Here is a 20745-nt window from a genome sequence, read left to right as displayed (position 1 = left end):
GGAGGTCAGCTTGACGGGTGCCTGCGTATCGCTGCCGCGTCTTCGCGGTCGCGGGCGCGGGCTGCCGCCCCACAGTAGGCCCCGGCCGCCGCCCCGTGCCGCGGCCTTCATGTCCCGGACGGCGTCGCCGACCAGAACCGCGCCGTCCGCAGGCACTCGGTGAGGTCAGGGCGTAGTGGATGAAGGCGGGTCGCCGGCTTGCCGCCGTGCACCTCGTCTGAGTCGGTAGGGGCCTCGCCGACGTCGCGGCCGCTGCCCAGCACGTGCATGTGCATGTGCATGTGCATGTGCATGTGGGCGAGCGGATCCCCGCCCGGCAGGCCGATCGCCCGGCACGCCACATGCAGATGATCGGTGCCCGCGAGCGTCCCGCCGGCGTCGAACAACGCGGCTCGGTTCATGGGCCGCGCCTACCCCACTCCCTCCCGTGCAGTCATGCCGTCGCGGGCGGACCGTCTGCCTGGGAAGCGCCGAAGGGCCCTTCACTCCCCGGAACCTCCCTCCCCTGACCAGAGCGCACGCTGCACGGCCGCCCCCATCAGCGCCCCCTCGGGCACTGGCGGCACGGACACCCCGCTCGCGCCGGGCGTGCGGGCGCCGGCGTAAGCAGCCGACCCCTCCCCCACCGGATGACGTCCGATTCAAGCACTTTCGGCGCAGGCCCCGGCCCCGGCCCCGGCCCCGGGGGCACGGTTCCGTCCTCGGGGACACATGGGGTGGCCACAACTCTGATGCGAGCGACTGCCCGGGTCCTCCGGCCATGGCCGACCCGATGGCGGGCTGACACTGGAAGCATGGATCCGGACGAAGCTCTCCGTCGGATCGCCTTCCTGCTCGAATGGCGCGGCGCGTCCCCGTACCGGGTGCGGGCCTTCCACACGGCCGCCGACGCCGTACGCGACCTCCCGCCGGGCCCTGTGGACGCCGCCCAGGCCAGACGGCTGCGCGGGGTGGGCCCCGTCACCGCCGAGGTGATCGCCCAGGCATCGACCGGAGCGATACCGGCCTACCTCGCCCGCCTGCAGGCCGAAGCCGACCCGGCCGCCCGAGCCGGCTGGGACCTGGCGGCCGCGAGCACCGGGGACTGTCACCTGCACTCCGACTGGTCGGACGGCGGCAGCCCGATCGAGGACATGGCCGAAGCGGCCCGCGCCCTGGGCCACCAGTGGGCCGTCCTGACCGACCACTCGCCGCGGCTGACGATCGCCCACGGGCTCAGCCAGAACCGCCTCAAAAGCCAGCTGGAGGCCGTGGCGGACCTGAATGCCAGGACGGGCCCCGGATTCCGGCTGCTCACCGGAATCGAGTGCGACATCCTCGACGACGGCTCGCTCGACCAGGACGAAGACCTCCTCGGCCGACTCGACATCGTCGTGGCATCCGTCCACTCCAAACTCCGCTCGGAACCCGAACCCATGACCGCCCGCCTGCTGGCCGCAGTGCGCAACCCGCGCGTCGACGTCCTGGGGCACTGCACCGGGCGGATCATCACCGGCCGGGGCCGCCCGCAGTCCCGCTTCGACGCCGAGGCCGTGTTCGCCGCGTGCGCGGAGGCCGGTACCGCCGTGGAGATCAACTGCCGGCCCGAACGGCGCGACCCCCCGGACGACCTGCTCGTCCAGGCCGCCGCCGCGGGCTGCCTCTTCGCCGTGGACACCGACGCCCACGCCCCCGAACAGCTGCGCTGGCAGAGCACCGGCTACGCACGGGCGGCCCGGATCGGCCTGGGCGCGGACCGGCTGATCACGACTTGGCCGCTCGGCCGACTGCTGACGAGCAGAAGCGGCAGGCGGTGAACCCTCCGCCTTCCGCGGGTGGCCGCCTCACCCGAGCGGGTGAGACATCCGCTGCGGCCGGACACCCGCACGTCCGGCGGGGAACCGATCGGATCGGGCCGGACAGGCCCGACCCGAACACATGGAGGCGACATGGGACACGGCGGGAACGTGATCGACGAGCTGATGGCCGACCACCGCGAGGTGGAGGGTATGTTCGCCCGGATCCAGGCCATGACCGGCACCGGGCAGGAGCTCCGCGATCTCATCGACGAGATCACCATCGAGCTGGTGCGGCACTCGGTCGCCGAGGAGCAGTACCTCTACCCGGCCGTACGCGAGCACGTCGAGGGCGGCGGGCCGATGGCGGACAAGGAGATCGAGGACCACGCCCGCGTCGAGAAGATGCTCAAGCGGCTGGAGAAGATGAGCACCGATGACGCGCACATGAGCCCGCTCCTGCAGCAGCTCATGGACGAGGTCGCCGCCCACGTCCAGGACGAGGAGAGCAACCTCTTCCCGATGCTGAGGAGAGCCTGCACCCCGCAGCAACTGGACGATCTCGGTGACAAGATCCGCCGCGCCAAGTCCATGGCACCCACCCGCCCGCACCCCGCCGCTCCGAGCAGCCCCACGGCAAGCAAGCTCCTCGCACCGGGCGCCGGCCTGGTGGACCGGGCACGCGACTTCGTGACCGGCCGCGGCAAGTCCTGACCTCCGGTCCGGGACGGCGGGCCGCAGGTACGCGTCCGGGCCCGCCGCCCCCGTCGGACGGTGACGTGCGTCATGCCGCAGGTCCGGTGCTTGCCGCTACGCTGGTCGGCCACGAGCGGAGCGGCGCAGCTTCGCCCCGCAGCTCGCGGACCCGGCCGGGCCCCGGCGAGCACGCCCCCCGAGGAAGCCGCCGTGTCCGCCGATCTCACGCCCGTCATAGCCGCCAGCACACGCTGGCTGCTCACCGCCTTCCCGCCCTCCCCGGGCGCGTTCAACCAGGCCCTGGCCGAGGCCCAGGCCCGCCAGGCCGTCACCCTCGCCGCCGCTCTGCGGTACCCGACGCCGCTCGACGCACAGCTCCTGCATCTCCTCGGCCCGGGTGGAAGCGCCCAGCTGGAATGGCTGACCAGCGGCGATCAGGGCGGCGACGCCGAAGCCGGCTGGCGCACGTGGGTGGACGAAACCGTCGTCAGCTGGGCAGCCTGCCTCCTCGCCGCCCCCGCCCTCGCCCTCGACGCCCACCACGTCGTCGATCGCGGCCAGGCAGGTGCCGGTGACGTCGCCCGTCTCACCCGCCCCGGCGACCACGAACACGACGCCGCGCCCTTGCTGCGCCATCCCGACCTGCTGGAGCCGGTCGCCGCCCTCCACCGGGCACTGCTGCTCGACCTGCTGGACGGAGAGAACGCCGCCGTGAGGTAGGCAGGCTTGCCGATCATCGGGACACGTCCGCAGGTGAGGACCTTCCGGGCGAACGGGCGGCGTTGCCGTGCGGGGTGCGACAGTCCTCGGGGGTCAGGGACGGAAGAGGACCTTCACCATGTTGTCGCGCTTCGCCTGGAAGTCCGCGTACGCCCGCGGGGCCTCGTCCAGTGGCAGGTGATGGGTGGCGAAACCCTCGACTCCGAGAGGGTCGCCGTCTGTCAGCAAGGGCATCAGGTCGTCGACCCACCGGCGGACGTTGGCCTGCCCCATGCGCAGCTGGATCTGCTTGTCGAACATCGTGAGCAGCGGGAGCGGGTCGGCGGCTCCCCCGTAGACGCCGGAGAGCGAAATCGTGCCGCCGCGGCGGACGAGCTCTATGGCCAGCTTCAGGGCGCCCAGGCGGTCAACCCCCGCCTTCTTCATCAGTGCGGAAGCCAGGGCGTCCGGGAGCAGGCCGGTCGCGGTCTGCGCGGCCTTGGTGCCGACACTGCCGTGGGCCTCCATCCCGACGGCGTCGATCACGGCGTCCGGGCCCCGGCCGCCGGTGGCGCCGCGGACCGCGTCGACGAGCTGGTCTCCGTAGTGGGACAGGTCGTAGACCTGTACGCCGTGGCCTGCGGCGCGGGCGAGCCTTTCGGGGACCAGGTCGATGCCGATCACCTTGCCGGCCCCTCGGTGGGCGGCGATGCGGGTGCACATGTCGCCGATGGGCCCGAGGCCCAGGACGGCGACGCTGCCGGCGGGCGGGATGTCGGCGTAGACGACGGCCTGCCAGGCGGTCGGCAGGACGTCCGACAGGTACACGAAGCGCTCGTCCGGTGGCCCTTCGGGAACACGGATCGGGAGCGTGTCGGCGAAGGGGACGCGCAGGTACTCGGCCTGCCCGCCGGGCACCTGCCCGTAGAGCTTGGTGTACCCGAACAGGCTCGCGCCGCTGCCGTGCTCGTGGACCTGGGTCGTCTCGCACTGCGAGTGCAGTCCCCGCTCGCACATGAAGCAGGTACCGCAGGACACGTTGAACGGCACGACGACCCGCTCGCCGACCTTCAGTTCCCGGACCTCGGGCCCCACCTCGGCGACCACCCCCATCGGCTCGTGGCCCAGGATGTCCCCCGCGTCCATGAAGGGGCCGAGCACCTCGTAGAGATGCAGGTCCGAGCCGCACAGGCCCGTCGTCGTCACCTTGATCACGGCATCCGTGGGATCGGCGATCTGCGGGTCCGGAACGGTTGCCACCTCGATCTTGCGGCGGCCCTGCCAGGTCACGGCTTTCATCACGCCTCCTCGCTTTCAGGTCCGTATTCCGGACCTTTCCGCCTACCCCGTCTTGGTACTGGCACGCACCGGGGGCGCGGCCTGGAATCGCGAGACGATCCCCGCTGATCTGCGAGAACGTCCAGCGGCACAGGTGGACGCGGATGCCCTTGCCATCCGCTCCCGAGGTGGCGTCCCCCACCCCCCTCACACTGCCGTCGGGCTGTCGGGGCCGGGTTCCGCCTGCTGGTGTCGCTGACATCGACGTCCAGGCCGCCGTCGGGTGCCCCGCGGAGTTCCAGCACGCAGCCTCCGGACGTGTGGCGGACGGCATTGGTCACCAGCTCGCCGATCACCAGCATCGACGCGATCCTGCACCTGACGCTCGTCGACGCGATGGGTCACGACCTCGCCTCCGGCGGCGCCAGCGGCGCCGCCCTGGCAGCATGCCGCGCCACCCGCCGCTCGGGGGGCGACCTCCGCGACATCGTCGCCACCATCGACCGCACCCTCACCCAGTGGATCCCGGACCGGCTCCTGACCGCCGTCATCGCCGAACTCGACTCCGACCAAGGGGACTTCACCTGGATCAACTGCGGCCATCCACCGCCGCACCTCATCCGCGACGGCCACGTGCTGCAGAACGCCCTCGAACGCCCGGCCCACCTCCCCCTCGGCTACGGCTTCCACACCGCCGACCCTCCGGCGCAGGAACACGTCCGGCTCCAACCCGGCGACCGAGTCCTGCTGTACAGCGACGGCATCACCGAAGCCCGCTCCCCCGAGGTATGGCACCCCTCCCAGCGGGCGCGTTGACCGCGCGGGCCGGAAGGCCCGGCCGCAGCCTCCTGATGGCACCCCGGGGGCGCCCGGGCCAGCGGCCCGGTTCAGTCACGTGGAGCCGACGAGGACAGAAGCGCCTCCGCTGCCAGGACGGCATCGTGGACGGTGGCTTGGCCCATGAGGACACACAGGGTGTAGCCGGCATCGTCCATGGCTCGTACGGCCGCGGGGTCCTCGGGCGTGGCCGCCAGGCTGGCTCGGCAGCCGCGCAGCCGCGTCAGGACCTCCTCGGTCCTGGCCAGGGCCGGGGTCAGCACGTTCCCCCGGCTTCGCCCGCCGCTCACCACGGTGGTGCGACCCGCATGCACCGCGCGGCGCAGGGCCCGAGCGATGTACGCGGGAACAGGTGTGCCCAGGGTGCCCGCGACCACGGCGGCGGCCAGCGCCTCGGGGGTCGTGCTCGCGAGGTCGGCAGCAGCCTCCAAGATCCGCCGCGCGTCGCGGGCCGTGCAGGGCGTCGCGGCCATCAGCATCCCCACCACCCGAACAGTCGTCGGAGTGCCGGTCAGAGGCCCGCCGGCGTGAGCGACCGCAGCGGACGGGGGCTCGGGACGACTTCCGACTGCGGACATGGGGGATCCTTTCAATCCAAGGCGGAGACACGTACGGACGCACGTACGGAAGGTATTCCCCCCTAGCTGCCATCTGTAAGCACGGGGGCGCGGTCCTAATCCGAATCAGCGGTGACCTTCGTGTCGACGGCGTCGGGGGCGACCATGCCCGCGTCGACTCCGGAGCGCAGGGGCCCTGCACGTCTGCGGTGAGGCGCTCGCCGGACAGCGCCGCCGGGATGTTCAGCGGGATCTACACCTCGGACGTGCCCTGGCCGTCGGGGGTGGAACTTTCGCAGGGGCGGCCCGTCAGTCCTTCGGCCTCGCGGACGCCTTGGCGCACAGGTACGGATGCGCGAGCAGCAGGCCGGTGGCGGTCGTGGCGATGCCGAAGTAGACCGGCGAGAGGTGGATGAAGTCCGTGTAGTGGATCGCGCCGTGCACCACGACAGTCGGCAGGAAACCGGCGGCCGCCGCCACGGCCAGGGTCCAGAACACCCAGGCCTCACCGCGCCGCCAGCCCCACGCACTGAGCAGAATGATGACCACCGCGGCGGCCATCAGGGCGCCGCCGAACCCGGCGCGGTCGTGGGCGACGAACGGCACAAGCCGGGGATTGACGGTTTCCAGCACCTGCGGGCTGGTGCCCAGGAAGGCCAGGTCGGTCGGTACGAAGACACCGGTCAGACCGACCAGCGAGATCACCGCTCCCCCGACGAGCAGCCCCGCTCCCGTGACGATCAGCAGCAACTGGCCGACCAGCGCCCGTCGGCGCTCCGGCTCCGGCCCCTCGGGGGCCAGGCGCCACTGCGGTGCGTGCGGGGTCCGGCGGACCGCGGCCACGAACATCGGGAACAGCACGATGGTGGTGGCCGTGTGCAGGGGTTCCACGAAGCCGGTGGCCAGGAAGTAGAAAAAGGTGGGGAAGGCGATCGCCCCCGAGAGCAGGTACACCTCACGGGCCCAGAGCCACCCGCGTCTGATCCCGCCCACGGCGAGGCCGGTGTAGAGGGCGCCGATCGCCACCATCGTGCCGGCCATGGTGATCCGGTCGTGCTGGAGGAAGTGCACGAGGTGGTGGTTGGCGGCATGCAGTTCGGGAAGCGTCATGCCGAGGTAGTCGCGGTCGTACCAGAGCAGCACCGGCCCGAGTGTGATCGCCGCGGCGCCGAGTCCGGCGCCCGTCATCCCGAGCCCGACGAGCAGCGCCCAGCACCAGGCGGGCCAGCGGCGGGGGTTGCGGCCGACGTCGCCTAGCGCTGGGGCGGGCGTGGTGGGCGTGGCGGCCTCGGTGACCCGTGCGAACCAGCCGGGTCCGGCCTCGACGAGCACCCCGGGCCGGGCGAGCACGATGGCGCCCGGCGCCTTGAGCGCGGCGGCCGCGGCGGTGACCGACGGGTCGGACACGTGGACTACGTGCGGGTCATCGCTGCTGGTGAACCCGTCGACATGGGGTCTGAGGGCGGTCTCGGCGTCCGGGTCGCAGGCGCGGACGAGCAGCGGGATCGCGCGGTCGGCAGCGGCCTCGCGTATGGTCTCCGCGTCGGCCGCCGAGACGGGCGCCACCTCGACGACACCGGCCCCGAGCGGGGGCATGGCGCGTACCGCTTCGCGGGCGAGCGAGGGCGGGACGGATATGCCGAGGCGGACGGTCACGGGCACGCCGGCGATCTCGCCGGCGAGCTGCTCGGGCGGATGGCGGTGGCCGAACCCGCTGGCGATCAGCCGGGCGCCGGCGGGGCGGGAACCGATCGAGGCCAGCAGCCGCAGCGCGGTGCGCTGCGAACGGCGCCGGCCGAGGACGGCAGCCGCCAGGCCGCGCAGCGGGTGGTACGTCCAGTCCGGCATCAGTGGCTCTCGTGCTCCGTCTCGGTCACCGGGGCGCCGGGCACGGTCCAGTCGAGCACCGGCGTCATGGAACGCAGCGTCGCCCGCGTCGGCGTCAGCCGGGCGGCCGTGTCGCGCAGCAGCACCGCCGGCGGCCACGACAGCTGGCCGACTGCGCCGAGCCGGGCGGAGCGGCGTGTGATGGCCTGGGTCCGCGGGCGGCGCAGGCCATCATACGAGCGCAGCGCGGCGGCAACGTCCGGGGTGGTGTCGAGGCAGTGGGCGAGCGTGACCGCGTCCTCCAGCGCCTGGCACGCGCCCTGGCCCAGATTGGGGGTCATGGCGTGGGCCGCGTCGCCCACCAGCGCGACCCGGCCGCGGACGAAGGAAGGCAGCGGCGGCAGGTCGTACAGGTCGTGCCGGAGTACCGCGCCGGCGGGGACGGCGGCCAGCAGGGCGGGAATGGGATCCGGCCAGGATGCGAACCGGCCCAGCAGTTCGGCGTACTCGGATGAGCCGGAGGCTGCTCCCGCCGGGAGGGACGCGGTCGCGAAGCAGTACGTCCGCCCGCCCGGCAGCGCCGTGTAGCCGAATCTCGCCCCGCGGCCCCAGGTCGCCGCGCCCTCGCGGGGCGGCTCGGCGAGGGGCTCGGTGACCATGCGCCAGGCGGTGTATCCGGCGTACCGTGGGCCGGCCGCGGTGGGCCACAGGGCGCGACGGACCGCACTGTGCAGCCCGTCGGCGCCGACCACGAGATCGTGCCGGGACTCGCCCTTGCGGTGAACGATGACCACACGGTGGCCGTCTTCGCGGACCGCGGACACCTCGCTGCCCGAGCGCAGACTGTCAGCGGGCAGCGCGTCGCTGAGCACCCGCAACAGGTCCGCGCGGTGCAGGACCACCAAAGGATGGCCGAAGCGGCGCGCCAGCTCCGCGTTGTCCGTACGGGACAGCCAGCGGCCCCGAAGGTCGCGTACGCCGCCTGTGGCCTCGACGGCGCCGAGTGCCCGGACGGCGCCGGCCAGGCCCAGCGCCTCAAGCGCGCGCAGCGCGTTGGGCCACAGGGAGATGCCGGCGCCGATCTCAGTGAACTCCCCGGCCCGTTCCAGCACCTCGACGCGCCAGCCCCGGCGGTGCAGGGCGACGGCCGCCGCGAGACCGCCGATCCCGCCGCCGACGATGGCCACGGCGCGCTGAGTCATGGGTCCTCATTTGGGTTCGAGGGCGCCGTCCCCGGTCAGGAGGCCGTCGATCCGGTGCCCGAGCGGGATGCGGCGCGGCGCAGGTCCGGCTGAGCAGCGCCTCGTAGCAATATTTTGGCAGATGCGTGTCAACGGGCCGAAGGGCGGACCGGCCAGGTTGCCGTCGGTCCGTGGGGGAAATGGGCCGTCACCGTCACGCTGCTGCCACCCCACGCGCGCGGAGCCCGGCCGTGCGCCCCGAGAAGCCCCGGCCGGGCCCCGCGGGGCTCTCTGGCGTTCCCTGGTACAGGCCGGGTTGGCGACGTCGCTGCGTTACTCCTCGTAGTGAATGCCGTGGGGGGCGGCGATGGGGTTGAGCGTGGCAGGGGTGAAGGAGCCGCCGGGGTCCGTGGCCGGGCCGGCTTCGGTGAGGTCTTCCAGGTAGCACTCCCAGCCGCCGGGTGAGGAGACCTGCAGGACGCGGGGCGGTGCGTCGGTGGCGCGGCTCAGTGCGTGCGGAACTCCCTTGGGGAGCAGGACGAAGGAGCCTGCGGGCACGGTTTGGTCCTCGCCGTCGAAGTGCACGCCGAGTTCACCCTCAAGGACGTAGATCATCTCGTCGTCGAGGTGGTGGGTGTGCCTCGGGATGTCACGGACCAGGGTGACTTCCACGAGGGACAGGCGGCCTTCGGTGTCCTCGGTGCGGGCCTTGACCTGGAAAGTCGGGGGCAGAGGGACGCGGCCGGGCCTGCGCTCGCCGGGCAGCAGCTGGATGAATCGCTCGCGTGACATCACGGTTCCTGTCTCTCGGGGCGGGGACGAGGGGGTGGGTGGTGGTTCGGCGGAGGGGGTCGGCAGCCTGCCGGACATGCGCCGGTGGGTATTCGAGGGCCCCCCGTGAGGGTGTCGCAGCACCGCTCGGTGACCTGCGAGCTGGCGTGGCTGGCGCCGTCCGGCTCCGCCAACGCCGAGTCTGCGAACGGTCAGCGCTGGCCAGAGCTCTGCCATGCTGCGCGCTGGCGCAGCGAGATCCGGTTGCCGTCCGGATCGAGGGCCTCGATGCGGACTCCGTACCCGTAGTCCTCTGGTTCAGGCTGGTCGAATGTCACACCGCGCTCACGCAGCACCTTGAAGTCTGCGCGCAGGTCGTCCGATTCGAGGAAGACCGGACCGGGAGTGGGGCCCGGCTGCAGCTCGGCCGGCATCCCCGCGGCCGCAGCGTGCGGCCAGAGGATGATTTCGAGCGGGCTGCCGGGGACACCTACCGTGAGGAAGCGCCCGTCCGGACCCGGGTGGTCCACGCGCTTCTCCAAGCCGAGCTGTTCCGTGTAGAACCCCAGCGCGCGCTCCTGATCAGTGACATAAAGCGTCACGTACATGATGTTGGTCAGCATGGTGTTGTCCTCCTGCGCCTTGAGCGGTTACCTGGGCCCGTCCGGGCCCGTCATCACTCATGACGGAGCGGATTCGGGGAAGGTGACAACATGTTCGAGACTGGCTCGACGGACCCGGTGGTCCAGGCATTCGAGTCCCAGCGCGACCGGCTGCGGGCGGTCGCCCACCGCGTGCTCGGCTCGCACGCCGACGCCGAGGACGTGGTCCAGGAAGCCTGGCTGCGGCTCTCCCGCCAGGACGCGACGGCCATCGAGAACCTCGCCGGCTGGCTCACCACCGTGGTCGGCCGGATCAGCCTCGACGTCTTGCGGTCGCGCCAGGCCCGCCCCGAGGCGTCCCTGGATGACCGTCTGCCCGAACTCGTGGTGACGCTCGACGACGCTCCCGCGCCGGACGACGACGCGGTGCTCGCCGACTCGGTCGGGCTCGCGCTCCTCGTCGTCCTCGACTCGCTCCGGCCCGGCGAACGGCTGGCGTTCGTGCTGCACGACCTCTTCGCGGTGCCCTTCGACGAGATCGGCCGCATCCTCGGCAAGTCCACCGACGCCGCCAAGATGCTCGCCAGCCGCGCCCGCAGAAAGGTCCGGGCAGCCGAACGGCCGACCGGCGCAGGCCGGGAACAGCGCCAAGTGGTCTCTGCCTTCCTGGCGGCAGCTCGCGGTGGCGACTTCGAGGGTCTGCTGCGCGTGCTCGACCCCGAGGTGCGGCTCACCGTTGACACCCCCGGCGGCATGGTCGTCACCCTCGGCGCCACCAAGGTAGCCGCCGGCGCGCAGCTGGCGGCCAGTGCGGCCACCCTGGGCCGGGCAGCGTTCGTGGGCGGCCTTCCCGGAATCATCTCCTGGCGCGAGGACGGCGCCCCGCTCTCCGTCCTCGCGTTCACCGTCACCGACGGCCGGATCACCGCCATCACGGCCGTGGTCGACCCGGACAAGCTCGCGCAGATGGACCTGCCGGACCCGCCGGCATGAGCACCCTCATCCCTTCGCTCCCTGACGCTCGGCCAGGACACCCGTAGCCGGCTTCGGACGTGGTCGGCCGGACAGCTCTTGGTGGAGTGCCTGCGTTGGGACGGCCGGGGTGGAGGCCGACGGCGCCGGCCTTGGACGCCGCGCCCTGGTTGGCTGACGCGGGGACGGGCCGGGCGCATGCCGGCCCGTCGCCCGTCGACCTTCCTCCGGCGCGCGCCTGCGTCCCTGTTGCTCCGAGCCGAACCGCTCGCTGGGACACCCGGTCACGGTCAGCTCCCCCGCCCGCCAGCCCGCCCGCACCGGATCTTGGTCGGGATCCGCACGGTGCCGGGGCCGACCACGGGGCGTCACCTCCGCTGCCCGCCCGTACCGCACAGCCGCTCACGTAGCTGTATCAAGTGGGAAAGGCCCGCCACTTCCTTGAACCGGTCGAGAAGAAGGCCGATACGGCGGTCATCGCCCGCCCGCACGGCGAGAGCAATCGCGTCGACGAACTCCATGGGGTCCTCAGGCATGTGGAGAGACTTCACCGATACCGGCCGATCCATCACCGCCGGGCGCAGGTCCGCAGGCAGGAAGCCCACGCGGCCGTGACGATCCCCTGGCCGCCCGCCCTTTACACCCGACGCACACAGCCGAACAGCGAGTACCGCTCCCCCGGCGCAGCTGTTCAGCACCCAGGCGGCGGACGCCGGCGTCAGCGCTCGGGCTCCCGCAGACAGTCCCTCAGCGGGGTGGCCGTGGGTCTCGTCCACTCGGCCGGTCAGCCGCGGTGGAACAGGGCTGCGCCGAGGGCGCGGCGTCGGTCAGGGCCTCAGGGTTCCGGGCGGAGCTCAGGCTCCGAAGGCGCGCAGCACGCGCGGCGCGTTGGGCAGGTCTTCGGGCAGGGTGGCGGTTCCGGTCAGGGGCATCAGGTGCTCGTTGGCGCAGTCGTCGAGCTGCTGATGGTCGATTTCCCAGTCCCTGCCGGCCGGGAGCGCGGGGGAACTGGTGGTGTAGAGCGGCTGGCGGCAGGACCGGCACCAGTAGAACGCCCGGCCCCTCACAACGCTGGTCCCCTGTGGCGGCTCGGCACGCGGGCGCAGATTGCGGGCGGCAGGCCTCGTCCGCGCGGGCTGACGCGGTCGGGACGGCGGGACCAGAGGAAGCGGAATCGATCATTCACATCAGCTGAAACGATCCGCCCGCCTCCGCGTCACCCCTCCCACACGAAAATCCACCACGTGATAGCCGAACCCCGACGCGGCTTCTCGAAGACAACCGTGGATTAAAGGCACAACCCGGACCATCGTTCACCACGACGAACTGTGGGTAGACGAGATCGATGGTGTGATGAGACGGCATCCCCGCAGGGGTCCAGCCTCACCTCCCCATCGAAAGCGGGCTCAAGACGCTTCAGGTCGAGGCGGCTCGGCCTGGCGGCGCCTCGATCGCGAGTCCGTCAGCGGCCCCGGCCGGTGGCCCTCGGACATCGGGGAAGGGCCCTACCGACGCCGGCCCCGGCGGGGTTAGCCTTGCCACTGAGTCTTCAAGTGCCGAAGTTTTTGCGCCACTGGCGGGCAACGAGTTGGCCTCAGCGGGCCGCGGGGGCGGACAGCGGGGAGGCATCCGCCCGCCGCTTACCGGATGAAAGCGGGGGAAAGTGCGTGAGATGGAACAGTGGACGCTGCCTGACCAGCTACTGCCGGAGTCTCTGGGAGCGGGCCTCAGCTGCGCGGAGGCCCGGGATTCCGCCCGCGACATCCTGGCCGGTCTGAATCTGCCCCCCGCCGCGCTGGACAACGTGCTGACCGTGGTCTCCGAAATGATCTCCAACGCCAGCCGCCACGCCGGCGGCGCCACCGCTTTCCGGGTCACCGCCGGGGACGATACCGTCACCGTCGAGGTCCGCGACCGCTCAACCTCCCCACCTCGGATCAAGCCCTGGGCCCCGGATGAACCCGGCGGCTTCGGCTGGCGGCTGGTCAATCAGCTCGCCACCACCGACGTCCACATCCACCGCGACGGCAAGACCATCACAGCCACGCTCACCGCCACCCCGAGCGGCCAATCCTGATCCCGTCGGCGTTCAGCCGGTCTCCTCGCCGTCCTCGTGTATGTCGAACAGGGCACGAGTCCCGGTCAGATCGAGCAGGCGGTGCAGCTGGTCCGGCAGGGGTCCCTCCAAAGCCAGCGGGCGAGTATTGCGCAAGCGGATCAGAGCATTGAGGAACGACGAGTCGGCGAAGGTCACGTTCTTCACATCGAGCACCAACGGGCTCGCGCCGTTCGTCTCACCCTCACACGCGGCCTGCAGCAGACCGACCGTGTCCTGATCGAACTCTCCCGAGCAGGCCACCACACACGCCGTGTCCGCCTCGGCACGAACCGTCACCTTCGGCGACTCCATACAACCCTCCGGTCCCGCTCTCCGTCGACACAAACCGTCTTACACCGCACCGTACGGGGAACCCGACCGGAACGACACCACGCCTCGAGCCACCACGGCGAGCCGCCGGCCCAGAGACCAACCAGCCGGCGACACACCAGCCTGGTCAACCCCTGACGAGCCCGCTGCCGGCGCACCTTCGGCCGCGTCCGAGCAGCGCGGCGCGTAGCGCGGGCAAGGCCCGGCCTCCAGCCGCACTCCGCCGTCGGCACGACATACACGACCTCGACCGGAGGCAGGCCCTCGCGCTGGGGCCACCCACCTCGGCGGCCGCCTTCGTCGCCGCCGTCCCGGCCCGCGGATGGTCGGGCAGGTGCCGGCGGCGCTCGGCGCTCCGGCGTCGACCCGGCGGCCGCTGAACCCCGGGCGAATCCTCCAGAAGGGAGCAGGCTCCGGCCCGCTGGCCGGGGCCTGCTGTGTGCGAGGGCGGCTGGGCCGGGTCAGACGGCGTGCTGGGGCTGTCGTAGTTCTGCCTGACCGAAGAGGAGGGCGTACCCGCCGGGGAGCTGGTGGAGGATGCGCGCGAGGAGGTCGGGGCCGGCGAGGACGGCGATGGTGGCGAGTACGGCGCCGGTGTCCCAGCGGGCGATGGCCGGGGTGGTACCGGTGCGGGCGGCCATGTCTTTGACGAAGCCCCAGCCGGTGAGTTGTTCGGTGTCGGGGACCTGGGCGGTCAGGGCGAGGGCGGCTTCGACGGGCAGGGCCTGGGCTAGGTCGACCCGTCCGTCTCCGGTGACTTGCCGGCCGAGGGCGGCCAGGACGGTGCGCACGGCTTCTTCTGCGCGTTCGCGGGTGGGGTAGGCGCCTTCGTAGCGCACGCGTTCCAGCATCTGGTCGAACGTCATGGCGGGTCGGGCCGGGTTCGGTCGAGGCTGGTCGTACATGGGGTTGCGGTTGCCTTTCTCTTCGCTGACGCGGGCGGTCAGGTGGGCAGGGGGTGACCGAAGAGGAGGTCGTAGCCCGGCGGGAGCTGGAGCAGGACCTCGTGCAGAAGGGTGTCTTCCGCCGCTGCGGCGACAGTGGAGAGGACCGCGCCGACATCCCACAGGGCCGTGGTCTCGTTGGCACCTTCGATCCAGGCCGCGGTCGCGCGGACGAACCGCTCGGGAGAGAGCGGCTCCGCGGCCTGCAGCGGGTTGAGGAGGATCAGGGCATACGTCTCGGGCAAGCGGGCCGCGAGCGCAGCCCGCACGGTGCCCACCAGGTGCGCACCCAGCAGAGCCAGAACGACGCGGGCGACGCGTTCGGCCTCTTCCCGGGTCCGGTACTCGCCGCGTTCTTGGACGTGATCCAGGAACGCCTCCTGGCGCATCGGCATCACTCCACCTCCAGGGAGGGTGTGTGCGGAGGACGGGCTGCCGGGGGGGGAAGGATCCCGTCCTCCGCGTCCGGGTGGCGGCGGGGTCAGCCGGCGATCTGCTTGCGGTCGTCGGCGCTGCCGATGCTGATCTTCCGCGGCTTGGCACGCTCGGCGATCGGAATGCGCAGGGTCAGGACACCCGCGTCGTAGTCCGCCTCGATGTGCTCGGTGTCGAGGGTGTCGGCCAGCATGACCTGGCGGGAGAAGACACCCAGGGGCCGCTCCGAGAGCTCCATCTGCACGCCGTCGGACTTCCCCGCGGGCCGGCGCTCGGCCTTCACGGTCAGCATGTTCCGCTCGACGTCGATGTCGATCGCCTCGGTGCTGACACCGGGGAGGTCGAAGGCGATCACGTACTCCTCGCCCTGGCGGTAGGCGTCCATCGGCATCACGGACGGCTTCGACCAGGTGCCGGATGCGCCGGAGAGCTGCTGGACGATGCGGTCCATCTCGCGGAAGGGGTCAGTGCGCATCAACATCGCGAAACACCTCCAGTTGGTTCAGGCAGGGACTGCCAATGCGCTTCAACGTGCTCCCGTTGTAACATGTCATCGAAAGGATGACAAGTAAGGAGTCATCGAAAGGATGACGGAGTCACCGAAACGTCGGGCACGAGACCCCCGAGCCGAGCCCGGCGGTCACCGTGCTGGCCACCTCTGGCCGCCGCGACAACGATGGAAACCATCGACATCGCCCTCAAGAACGCACAGCGGCCTGCAGAACTCCGACCGAGGCCACACCGGCGCCGGACGCAGGACCGTGACCGCATCCCGCTCCGGCCGCCCTGCGCCGCCTCGCCGGCCAGATCACTTCCCTCACCGGGGTGCCCGCCGACGCACAGGCGGCCGTCGAGGAGCTGAACACGGCCCTCGCCTACAACGACGCCGCCGGCCTCGGCCAGCCCCCTGACCGGCACCCGCCCTCACCTGCCGGCCCGATGACGCCGACGTCGCCGTACGCATTGACGCCCTCACCCGCCACACCGATCAGCTCCGCCAGGTCACTCACGACCCACGCAGCCTGTGACCGTCCGCCGGAGACGTCAGCGCCGGCAGCACGGCACGCACATCCGCAACGAACCGGACTTGCACCTACGGCGCATGGCTGGCCCAGCTCGACCTGCCGGAGGCTACCGAGCGGTGCTTCCTCGCCGGATCCGAGATCGACGTCCTGGAGATCCGCGACCCCGCACCCATGCTCGGGCTATCGGAGGAACGCACCGCAACACCGTCGGGCGGTGCATCAACCGCTTGAAGCAGTGGCGTGGCACCGCCACGCGCTACGAAAAGGCGGCGACCAGCTACCTGGCCGGACTCTATGTCGCCAGCATCTTTCTTCGGTCTGCCAGGCCGACGACTCAGGAGCAGGAGCGAACCGCGTCGTCCCAGGCACCGGGGCTGCGGTAGTGGTTCTTGTGCCCCGCGGCGAGTACGTGGCGCAGTTCGGCAAGATGCTGGGTGTTTGTGGGGAGATCCAGCCGGTCGAGGAGGGCCAGTGCGGCAACCGGTTCCAGGTCGCCGTAGACGTCGTGGAAGCTCGCCCGAAGGCCGCGGAAGACGGCTGGGTGCAAGGCGGGGAGCCGCATGGCGGTGCGGTACGTCGGCTCCTTCACCGTCCAGCGCACCGGGCCCGAACACTCCAGAACGCGACGGGCTCGGCGGAGCAGGACTTCCGACCGCTCGGCCACCACTCGGTCGACGTCGTTACCGAGGACCTCGGCGAAGGCCCTCGCGGAGGTGGTGTGATCCTCGAACCAGTCCACCCACAGCGAGTAGGTGACGGCCTCGATGTCCCGGTCCGCCTCCAGTCGCCGACGGTAGCCGTCCCACAGCACGTCAGCCGGCAGGGGGCCCTCCGCACCCTCGTTCGCGAAGCGGATCTCGCACGTGACCCAGTACTCGTCGAGGAGGTCCAGTAGCCCGAAGGCCAACCGGACCTGGTCGGCTGCATCAAGATCTTCGGCGAACACATCGCCGGCCCAGGAATGCGCCACCTCGTTGGATGTGAGCAACACGTCCGGCTTCTCGTCGCTCACCCACCCGTCGCGCACCTGGCTGACGCCCTGATCGGCCAGCCAACGCCGCGCCGCCTCCACGGCTTGCATCTCCATTCGGGAAGTATGGCAACCCTCGCAAGATCCGAACGAAACGATCTAGGTGTCTACTGAACTCCCGTGCGAGGTCGAAGACCTGGGCGATCTCCGGGCAGGCACTCCGCACAGCATCGAGCTGGGTTACGTCTCAGGTGTTGAGTGGCTCCGGGGGCGCATGATCCATGAAGTGATGTCGCGCGGGCGGGGAGCCGCCGAGCGTGCGCAGGACCGCGAAACCGCAGTAGAGCTGCATCTACACCCGACCGGCACGCCTCCAGATCGGCACCAAAACCCCGGAGAACTGGGCAACCGGCGAGCTGAGCTGCCACCCAACCTCATCGCCACGACTCCGACGATGTTGGATAGCCGCATGGTGAGACGCGAGAAGGAGAAGAAGAAGCGGCCCGACTGGGGCGTCCCGAAGGGCATCGTGCTGTTGGCGACGCCAGAGGGATGGCGCCACAGCGTCATCACCATGGAAGGCGGCATGCTCTGCGGGCGTCTCGACGTGCCGGTCAACACCGACCCTCAAGACGCGCGAGCCGCGGCCGCCCGGATGGTGACGGAACTCGCGCGCGACTTCCACGACACCGACGTCGAGGTGAGCTGGGATCCCCCTCAGGAGCCCTGGTCATGGACCGCTCAAGTCACCCTCGCCGCCGGAGCCAAACCTGCTCCACCGGACGCCGACGTTCAAACGGCAAGCGCGGGACCTTCCGGTCCTCCAGTTGCCCCGCAGGACGATCAGCAGAGCGTCCACGGTCAACGTTCCAGGTAGGCGACGGTCCTGGTACGCCGGGCCTCGTCCACGGCGCCGAGGCGGGCGAAGTTGACCGGCGTCATGATCTCCTCCCACTCCCGTACCGTCTGCACCCGGAATTCGGTGTGCTCTGCGGGGTCCAGAACGATGCCGGCGATCTGCTCGTCGGTGAGGGTGCCGCCGTCGAAGATGAAGCCGACGTGGTTCGTGGGCCAGTCGTGTCCGCGCTGGCTGACGAACTGGACGCCGAGGAGCTTCTTCTCGCCCTCGAAGGCGATGCCGGTCTCCTCCAGGCACTCCCGCACCGCGCACTCCCACGGCGTCTCCCCGTGGTCCATGTTCCCGCCTGGCCATTGCCAGGTCTCGGTGTTGTAGGCGGCCTTGAGCTGGACGGGCCTGCCTCGGCCGTCGGTGAAGTACAGGCAGGCGTACGAGGTCGCGCGGGCGATGGTCTCGACGTACTCCTCGGGCGGGAGCCAGGCGTTCGTCATGCCTTCGGTGCCTTCCTGTTCCTTGCCGAGCCGTGGTGTGTGGCCGGGGACCTGGGCGGCTTCCGCTGTGGCGGTCGGGTTGAGGATGCGGCAGGCGGCGGCGTAGCCCCCTCCACCGAAGGCCGGGTGGCTACTCATTCGATAGAGAGGCTCAGACCGTGCCCGATCGCGATCTGGCCGGGGAGGATCGCCTGTACCACCCGACCGTCGCAGTTCGGGCCCGACCACACAAAGGCCGCTTCGTCAGTAAAGTTGGCGACCTCTGACGGGGCGAAGTCCCCCAGCGGGAAGCAGCCTCTCGGGTCATGGTGCGGCGCGCGGTCGACGAACAGGACTCCCTGGGCCGCCTGGGCCGTACCGGGGGCTGCCAGCGCCAAGATCGCGGCCGCCGCGCACGCCCCCCATACCTTCGCCGCACGCCGTGTCACTCGCATCGCCTGTCCACCTTCCGACTGCTCCAGCAGCTGTCATCGCCGACAGTACGCATGCGTGACTCACCGTAACACGGCGCGTGGTGGTGAAGAAGGAGCGCGTGGGGCGTAGGGACGAGTGACCGCACTGACGCAGCAGTCACCGCACCGGTCGGACGTCACCCCCCAGGCTGCAAGATGCTCTCCACCCCGGAAACGTCCGCCCGGGTCTCCAGCCATTCCCCGGCCTTGGCCAGGTCGGAGGCCATCGGGCACGGCGTCCAGGGGCGGTCGGGACGTGTTCGGTGAACAGTCGCTCCAGGAGGGCAGGGCGGTCGGCGTAGGCCAGGTGCAGGAACGGTCCTGGATCAGGTACCCGCGACGAGTCTGCGACAGCACCCGTCCACCCGGCCCGCTGGCCCGGCACTGCCATGGAGCCCCGGCGTCTTCGAGGGCACGGCTTCGGCCATGGCCCCAGCGAGTCCTGCCGGCCTCCTGACCGGCCCGTCACGAGCTCTGCCGGAGGCGCTCCGCAGCCTGAGCAGGGGTGTCGTAGTAGCCAGGCCGTGCCAGCAGGACCGAGCTGAAGAAATAGCCCTGCTCTTCATCCGGCTGGTCGTCCGCTGCAAACGGACGCCAGAAGCTCAGCAGCAAATCCGGGGCGACGAATGAAGCATCGTCGTCAGGATCTTCCTCGATCGAGGTGAACTCACCGACGCGCCGGACAACCTCGCGGGCCGAAAGCGCGAACACGTCCACACCCTGGAACAGCACGTGGTCCGCCTGGGACGACGGCCTTCCCAGCTCGATGGCTTCAAGCATGTCGCGCACGCAGTGGATGCTGATCATCAGTCCGCTGGGACGGAACACGTGCTGCCCCGGGCGGTCAGACTCCGAGATCGCAGAGAGATCGCGGAGCGAGTCCAGCGCCGTGTTGGCCGCGTGGCGCGTCATACCGATCCGCAACGGGCCAACGCCGGTCGGTGGAGTGAGGTCGAAATCCATGCGGGCATGATCCCAAAGAGCTCCACCCCACCGCCGCGTCACTCGTCCCCGACCGGGCGGGCTCGCTCCGGGGGCCTCCGCCCACGGACGGGCGCCGCCCGACCGGCCCGTCGCCTTGTCCGGTGCGGTGCCGCGTGGCACCGTCGGAAAGCCCCAGCCCCAGCCCCAGCCCCAACGACAGAGGAGGCCCCCCATGCCCGACGACCTGGCCGCGGACACCATCCGGAAACTGGAAGACGTCGTGGCGTCCCGCTCCCTGCCGGAACACACCATCGAACTGCTCCGCGTCTCCCTCGACCAGGCCAGGGCGGCGAAGACGGCGGGTCACGACCAGGAGGCGATCACCATCGCCGCCCAGGCCCTCCAGACCGCGGAGGCCCCGTCAACGGACCGGTAGCGGCACGCCCCGGCCCCCGGCCCCCGGCGCCAACTGGGGACCGGGGGCCGGGAGCCGAGCCGGTGGGAGGTCAGCAGTGGCCGACGCTGGTCTGGCCGGCCACCAGCGACGAGTGGACGTAGCCGGTTCCCACGTAGCTGGAGACGCGGAACCAGCGGTTCGAGGCGTAGTTCGAACTCGGCGGGTAGACCCACTGGCTGTCGGTCCAGCACAGCATCGTGACGCCGGTCCCGTTGGACAGGTAGCCGAGCGAACCGCACCCGGTGTTGGCGCAGGTCCGCTCGTTCGCCCCGCCGCTGTTGGACGAGATGTAACTGCCGGCGGCGTCGGCGCCGCCGGCGCCGGCGAGCAGACCGGTCAGGGCGACGGCGGCCGCGGCGGCGGCCAGTCCGGCCCGGGACCGCAGGGTGGTGGTCGTCATGCGCATCGTCGTTCTCCTCGTGAGACTCGCGGTGGTGTGCGGCGCCCCGGCCGATCCGGCGGCGCTCCACCAGAGAGCCATCCCGACGGCGGCCGGGGGAAGGAACCAACCGCAGGTCGACCAGGCCCGTACGGCGGTCCGTACAACTCCGTACAGCCCGGCGGC

25 protein-coding genes are annotated in these 20745 nt (G+C 71.1%); 8 read left to right on the top strand and 17 right to left on the bottom strand.

All coding sequences use genetic code 11. The annotated features are described in order from the left end of the window. Window positions 1-107: 107 nt before the first annotated feature. Window positions 108-401 carry a hypothetical protein gene (locus tag ACIBAD_RS30255; protein ID WP_398909793.1) on the bottom strand — a complete coding sequence of 98 codons (294 nt, stop codon included), beginning with the start codon at window positions 399-401 and terminating at the stop codon, window positions 108-110. Window positions 402-794: 393 nt separating this feature from the next. Between ACIBAD_RS30255 and ACIBAD_RS30250 the strand changes: the two genes are divergently transcribed. The 3 genes from ACIBAD_RS30250 to ACIBAD_RS30240 all read left to right on the top strand — a co-directional run bounded on the left by ACIBAD_RS30250 (window position 795) and on the right by ACIBAD_RS30240 (window position 3191). Then, entirely contained in the window at window positions 795-1796 is a 1002-nt protein-coding gene (locus ACIBAD_RS30250; RefSeq protein WP_134067217.1) for a PHP domain-containing protein, read from the top strand. A 132-nt stretch (window positions 1797-1928) separates the two neighbouring features. Then, on the top strand, window positions 1929-2489 hold the full coding sequence (locus ACIBAD_RS30245; RefSeq protein WP_134067219.1) for a hemerythrin domain-containing protein: 561 nt from the start codon (window positions 1929-1931) through the stop codon (window positions 2487-2489). 192 nt (window positions 2490-2681) lie between these two features. Next, window positions 2682-3191, top strand: coding sequence for a hypothetical protein (locus tag ACIBAD_RS30240; protein ID WP_134067221.1), 510 nt, complete (start codon window positions 2682-2684; stop codon window positions 3189-3191). 93 nt (window positions 3192-3284) lie between these two features. On the opposite strand, the gene ACIBAD_RS30235 is transcribed toward ACIBAD_RS30240, so the two are convergent. Next, the gene (locus ACIBAD_RS30235) at window positions 3285-4469 is read right to left on the bottom strand and encodes a zinc-dependent alcohol dehydrogenase (protein WP_134067223.1); all 1185 of its coding nucleotides are present in this window, start codon (window positions 4467-4469) and stop codon (window positions 3285-3287) included. 297 nt (window positions 4470-4766) lie between these two features. On the opposite strand from ACIBAD_RS30235, the gene ACIBAD_RS30230 reads away from it, so the two are divergent. Beyond that, window positions 4767-5264, top strand: a complete 498-nt coding sequence (locus ACIBAD_RS30230) for a PP2C family protein-serine/threonine phosphatase (RefSeq protein WP_398909790.1) — start codon at window positions 4767-4769, stop codon at window positions 5262-5264. 71 nt (window positions 5265-5335) lie between these two features. Here the strand turns inward: ACIBAD_RS30230 and ACIBAD_RS30225 are convergent, their stop codons facing one another. From ACIBAD_RS30225 to ACIBAD_RS30205, 5 genes are all read right to left on the bottom strand, one after another. Then, window positions 5336-5764: a DUF5133 domain-containing protein gene (locus ACIBAD_RS30225; protein WP_398909851.1), complete on the bottom strand. Its 429-nt coding sequence runs from the start codon at window positions 5762-5764 to the stop codon at window positions 5336-5338. 387 nt (window positions 5765-6151) lie between these two features. Beyond that, entirely contained in the window at window positions 6152-7690 is a 1539-nt protein-coding gene (locus ACIBAD_RS30220) for a hypothetical protein (protein WP_398909788.1), read from the bottom strand. Continuing rightward, complete coding sequence (locus ACIBAD_RS30215) at window positions 7690-8871, bottom strand: FAD-dependent monooxygenase (RefSeq protein WP_134067229.1); 1182 nt, start codon at window positions 8869-8871, stop codon at window positions 7690-7692. Before ACIBAD_RS30215 ends, ACIBAD_RS30220 begins: the two co-directional genes overlap by 1 nt. Before the next feature lie 312 nt (window positions 8872-9183). Next, window positions 9184-9642: a cupin domain-containing protein gene (locus ACIBAD_RS30210; protein ID WP_134067231.1), complete on the bottom strand. Its 459-nt coding sequence runs from the start codon at window positions 9640-9642 to the stop codon at window positions 9184-9186. Between the two features lie 191 nt (window positions 9643-9833). Continuing rightward, window positions 9834-10244 (bottom strand): VOC family protein, encoded by a 411-nt coding sequence (locus ACIBAD_RS30205; RefSeq protein WP_134067233.1) that lies wholly within the window; start codon window positions 10242-10244, stop codon window positions 9834-9836. A gap of 90 nt (window positions 10245-10334) precedes the next feature. Here ACIBAD_RS30205 and ACIBAD_RS30200 point away from each other — a divergent pair, with 90 nt between their 5' ends. Further along, window positions 10335-11216, top strand: a complete 882-nt coding sequence (locus ACIBAD_RS30200) for a sigma-70 family RNA polymerase sigma factor (protein ID WP_134067235.1) — start codon at window positions 10335-10337, stop codon at window positions 11214-11216. Between the two features lie 347 nt (window positions 11217-11563). On the opposite strand, the gene ACIBAD_RS30195 is transcribed toward ACIBAD_RS30200, so the two are convergent. Beyond that, window positions 11564-11800, bottom strand: a complete 237-nt coding sequence (locus tag ACIBAD_RS30195; RefSeq protein ID WP_398909784.1) for a hypothetical protein — start codon at window positions 11798-11800, stop codon at window positions 11564-11566. A 249-nt stretch (window positions 11801-12049) separates the two neighbouring features. Next, window positions 12050-12262, bottom strand: coding sequence for a hypothetical protein (locus ACIBAD_RS30190; RefSeq protein WP_134067239.1), 213 nt, complete (start codon window positions 12260-12262; stop codon window positions 12050-12052). Window positions 12263-12867: 605 nt separating this feature from the next. On the opposite strand from ACIBAD_RS30190, the gene ACIBAD_RS30185 reads away from it, so the two are divergent. Further along, entirely contained in the window at window positions 12868-13272 is a 405-nt protein-coding gene (locus ACIBAD_RS30185) for an ATP-binding protein (RefSeq protein WP_398909782.1), read from the top strand. A gap of 12 nt (window positions 13273-13284) precedes the next feature. Here ACIBAD_RS30185 and ACIBAD_RS30180 read toward each other — a convergent pair whose 3' ends face one another. The 5 genes from ACIBAD_RS30180 to ACIBAD_RS30160 all read right to left on the bottom strand — a co-directional run bounded on the left by ACIBAD_RS30180 (window position 13285) and on the right by ACIBAD_RS30160 (window position 17114). Beyond that, complete coding sequence (locus ACIBAD_RS30180; protein WP_398909780.1) at window positions 13285-13605, bottom strand: STAS domain-containing protein; 321 nt, start codon at window positions 13603-13605, stop codon at window positions 13285-13287. A 479-nt stretch (window positions 13606-14084) separates the two neighbouring features. Continuing rightward, window positions 14085-14528: a DUF2267 domain-containing protein gene (locus ACIBAD_RS30175; protein WP_134067245.1), complete on the bottom strand. Its 444-nt coding sequence runs from the start codon at window positions 14526-14528 to the stop codon at window positions 14085-14087. Window positions 14529-14566: 38 nt separating this feature from the next. Then, window positions 14567-14962 (bottom strand): DUF2267 domain-containing protein, encoded by a 396-nt coding sequence (locus tag ACIBAD_RS30170; RefSeq protein ID WP_134067247.1) that lies wholly within the window; start codon window positions 14960-14962, stop codon window positions 14567-14569. Between the two features lie 86 nt (window positions 14963-15048). Further along, entirely contained in the window at window positions 15049-15483 is a 435-nt protein-coding gene (locus ACIBAD_RS30165; protein WP_134067249.1) for an Hsp20/alpha crystallin family protein, read from the bottom strand. An 878-nt stretch (window positions 15484-16361) separates the two neighbouring features. After that, entirely contained in the window at window positions 16362-17114 is a 753-nt protein-coding gene (locus ACIBAD_RS30160; protein ID WP_398909777.1) for a hypothetical protein, read from the bottom strand. Between the two features lie 46 nt (window positions 17115-17160). Here ACIBAD_RS30160 and ACIBAD_RS30155 point away from each other — a divergent pair, with 46 nt between their 5' ends. Further along, the gene (locus ACIBAD_RS30155; RefSeq protein ID WP_398909774.1) at window positions 17161-17874 is read left to right on the top strand and encodes a hypothetical protein; all 714 of its coding nucleotides are present in this window, start codon (window positions 17161-17163) and stop codon (window positions 17872-17874) included. On the opposite strand, the gene ACIBAD_RS30150 is transcribed toward ACIBAD_RS30155, so the two are convergent. After that, complete coding sequence (locus tag ACIBAD_RS30150) at window positions 17859-18485, bottom strand: NUDIX domain-containing protein (RefSeq protein ID WP_398909772.1); 627 nt, start codon at window positions 18483-18485, stop codon at window positions 17859-17861. The two genes, ACIBAD_RS30155 and ACIBAD_RS30150, sit on opposite strands and share 16 nt — an antisense overlap. 779 nt (window positions 18486-19264) lie before the next feature. Then, entirely contained in the window at window positions 19265-19762 is a 498-nt protein-coding gene (locus tag ACIBAD_RS30145) for a hypothetical protein (protein WP_134067255.1), read from the bottom strand. A 193-nt stretch (window positions 19763-19955) separates the two neighbouring features. Here ACIBAD_RS30145 and ACIBAD_RS30140 point away from each other — a divergent pair, with 193 nt between their 5' ends. Further along, window positions 19956-20159: a hypothetical protein gene (locus ACIBAD_RS30140; protein WP_134067257.1), complete on the top strand. Its 204-nt coding sequence runs from the start codon at window positions 19956-19958 to the stop codon at window positions 20157-20159. 70 nt (window positions 20160-20229) lie between these two features. Here the strand turns inward: ACIBAD_RS30140 and ACIBAD_RS30135 are convergent, their stop codons facing one another. Next, entirely contained in the window at window positions 20230-20586 is a 357-nt protein-coding gene (locus ACIBAD_RS30135; protein WP_134067259.1) for a hypothetical protein, read from the bottom strand. Window positions 20587-20745: the final 159 nt, after the last annotated feature.

The sequence above is a fragment of the Streptomyces sp. NPDC051109 genome (assembly GCF_044455885.1).
Lineage (GTDB): Bacteria > Actinomycetota > Actinomycetes > Streptomycetales > Streptomycetaceae > Streptomyces.
Note: the sequence above shows the minus strand (reverse complement) of the source record. Positions and strands in the feature narration are given on the sequence as shown.

What these genes read in the sequence shown, in the direction of transcription:
- ACIBAD_RS30255 (WP_398909793.1), bottom strand. Translation starts at nt 401, where the DNA reads ATGAACCGAGCCGCGTTGTTCGACGCCGGCGGGACGCTCGCGGGCACC.
- ACIBAD_RS30250 (WP_134067217.1), top strand. Translation starts at nt 795, where the DNA reads ATGGATCCGGACGAAGCTCTCCGTCGGATCGCCTTCCTGCTCGAATGG.
- ACIBAD_RS30245 (WP_134067219.1), top strand. Translation starts at nt 1,929, where the DNA reads ATGGGACACGGCGGGAACGTGATCGACGAGCTGATGGCCGACCACCGC.
- ACIBAD_RS30235 (WP_134067223.1), bottom strand. Translation starts at nt 4,469, where the DNA reads ATGAAAGCCGTGACCTGGCAGGGCCGCCGCAAGATCGAGGTGGCAACC.
- ACIBAD_RS30225 (WP_398909851.1), bottom strand. Translation starts at nt 5,764, where the DNA reads ATGCTGATGGCCGCGACGCCCTGCACGGCCCGCGACGCGCGGCGGATC.
- ACIBAD_RS30220 (WP_398909788.1), bottom strand. Translation starts at nt 7,690, where the DNA reads ATGCCGGACTGGACGTACCACCCGCTGCGCGGCCTGGCGGCTGCCGTC.
- ACIBAD_RS30215 (WP_134067229.1), bottom strand. Translation starts at nt 8,871, where the DNA reads ATGACTCAGCGCGCCGTGGCCATCGTCGGCGGCGGGATCGGCGGTCTC.
- ACIBAD_RS30210 (WP_134067231.1), bottom strand. Translation starts at nt 9,642, where the DNA reads ATGTCACGCGAGCGATTCATCCAGCTGCTGCCCGGCGAGCGCAGGCCC.
- ACIBAD_RS30205 (WP_134067233.1), bottom strand. Translation starts at nt 10,244, where the DNA reads ATGCTGACCAACATCATGTACGTGACGCTTTATGTCACTGATCAGGAG.
- ACIBAD_RS30200 (WP_134067235.1), top strand. Translation starts at nt 10,335, where the DNA reads ATGTTCGAGACTGGCTCGACGGACCCGGTGGTCCAGGCATTCGAGTCC.
- ACIBAD_RS30185 (WP_398909782.1), top strand. Translation starts at nt 12,868, where the DNA reads ATGGAACAGTGGACGCTGCCTGACCAGCTACTGCCGGAGTCTCTGGGA.
- ACIBAD_RS30180 (WP_398909780.1), bottom strand. Translation starts at nt 13,605, where the DNA reads ATGGAGTCGCCGAAGGTGACGGTTCGTGCCGAGGCGGACACGGCGTGT.
- ACIBAD_RS30175 (WP_134067245.1), bottom strand. Translation starts at nt 14,528, where the DNA reads ATGTACGACCAGCCTCGACCGAACCCGGCCCGACCCGCCATGACGTTC.
- ACIBAD_RS30170 (WP_134067247.1), bottom strand. Translation starts at nt 14,962, where the DNA reads ATGCCGATGCGCCAGGAGGCGTTCCTGGATCACGTCCAAGAACGCGGC.
- ACIBAD_RS30165 (WP_134067249.1), bottom strand. Translation starts at nt 15,483, where the DNA reads ATGTTGATGCGCACTGACCCCTTCCGCGAGATGGACCGCATCGTCCAG.
- ACIBAD_RS30160 (WP_398909777.1), bottom strand. Translation starts at nt 17,114, where the DNA reads ATGGAGATGCAAGCCGTGGAGGCGGCGCGGCGTTGGCTGGCCGATCAG.
- ACIBAD_RS30150 (WP_398909772.1), bottom strand. Translation starts at nt 18,485, where the DNA reads ATGAGTAGCCACCCGGCCTTCGGTGGAGGGGGCTACGCCGCCGCCTGC.
- ACIBAD_RS30145 (WP_134067255.1), bottom strand. Translation starts at nt 19,762, where the DNA reads ATGGATTTCGACCTCACTCCACCGACCGGCGTTGGCCCGTTGCGGATC.
- ACIBAD_RS30140 (WP_134067257.1), top strand. Translation starts at nt 19,956, where the DNA reads ATGCCCGACGACCTGGCCGCGGACACCATCCGGAAACTGGAAGACGTC.
- ACIBAD_RS30135 (WP_134067259.1), bottom strand. Translation starts at nt 20,586, where the DNA reads ATGCGCATGACGACCACCACCCTGCGGTCCCGGGCCGGACTGGCCGCC.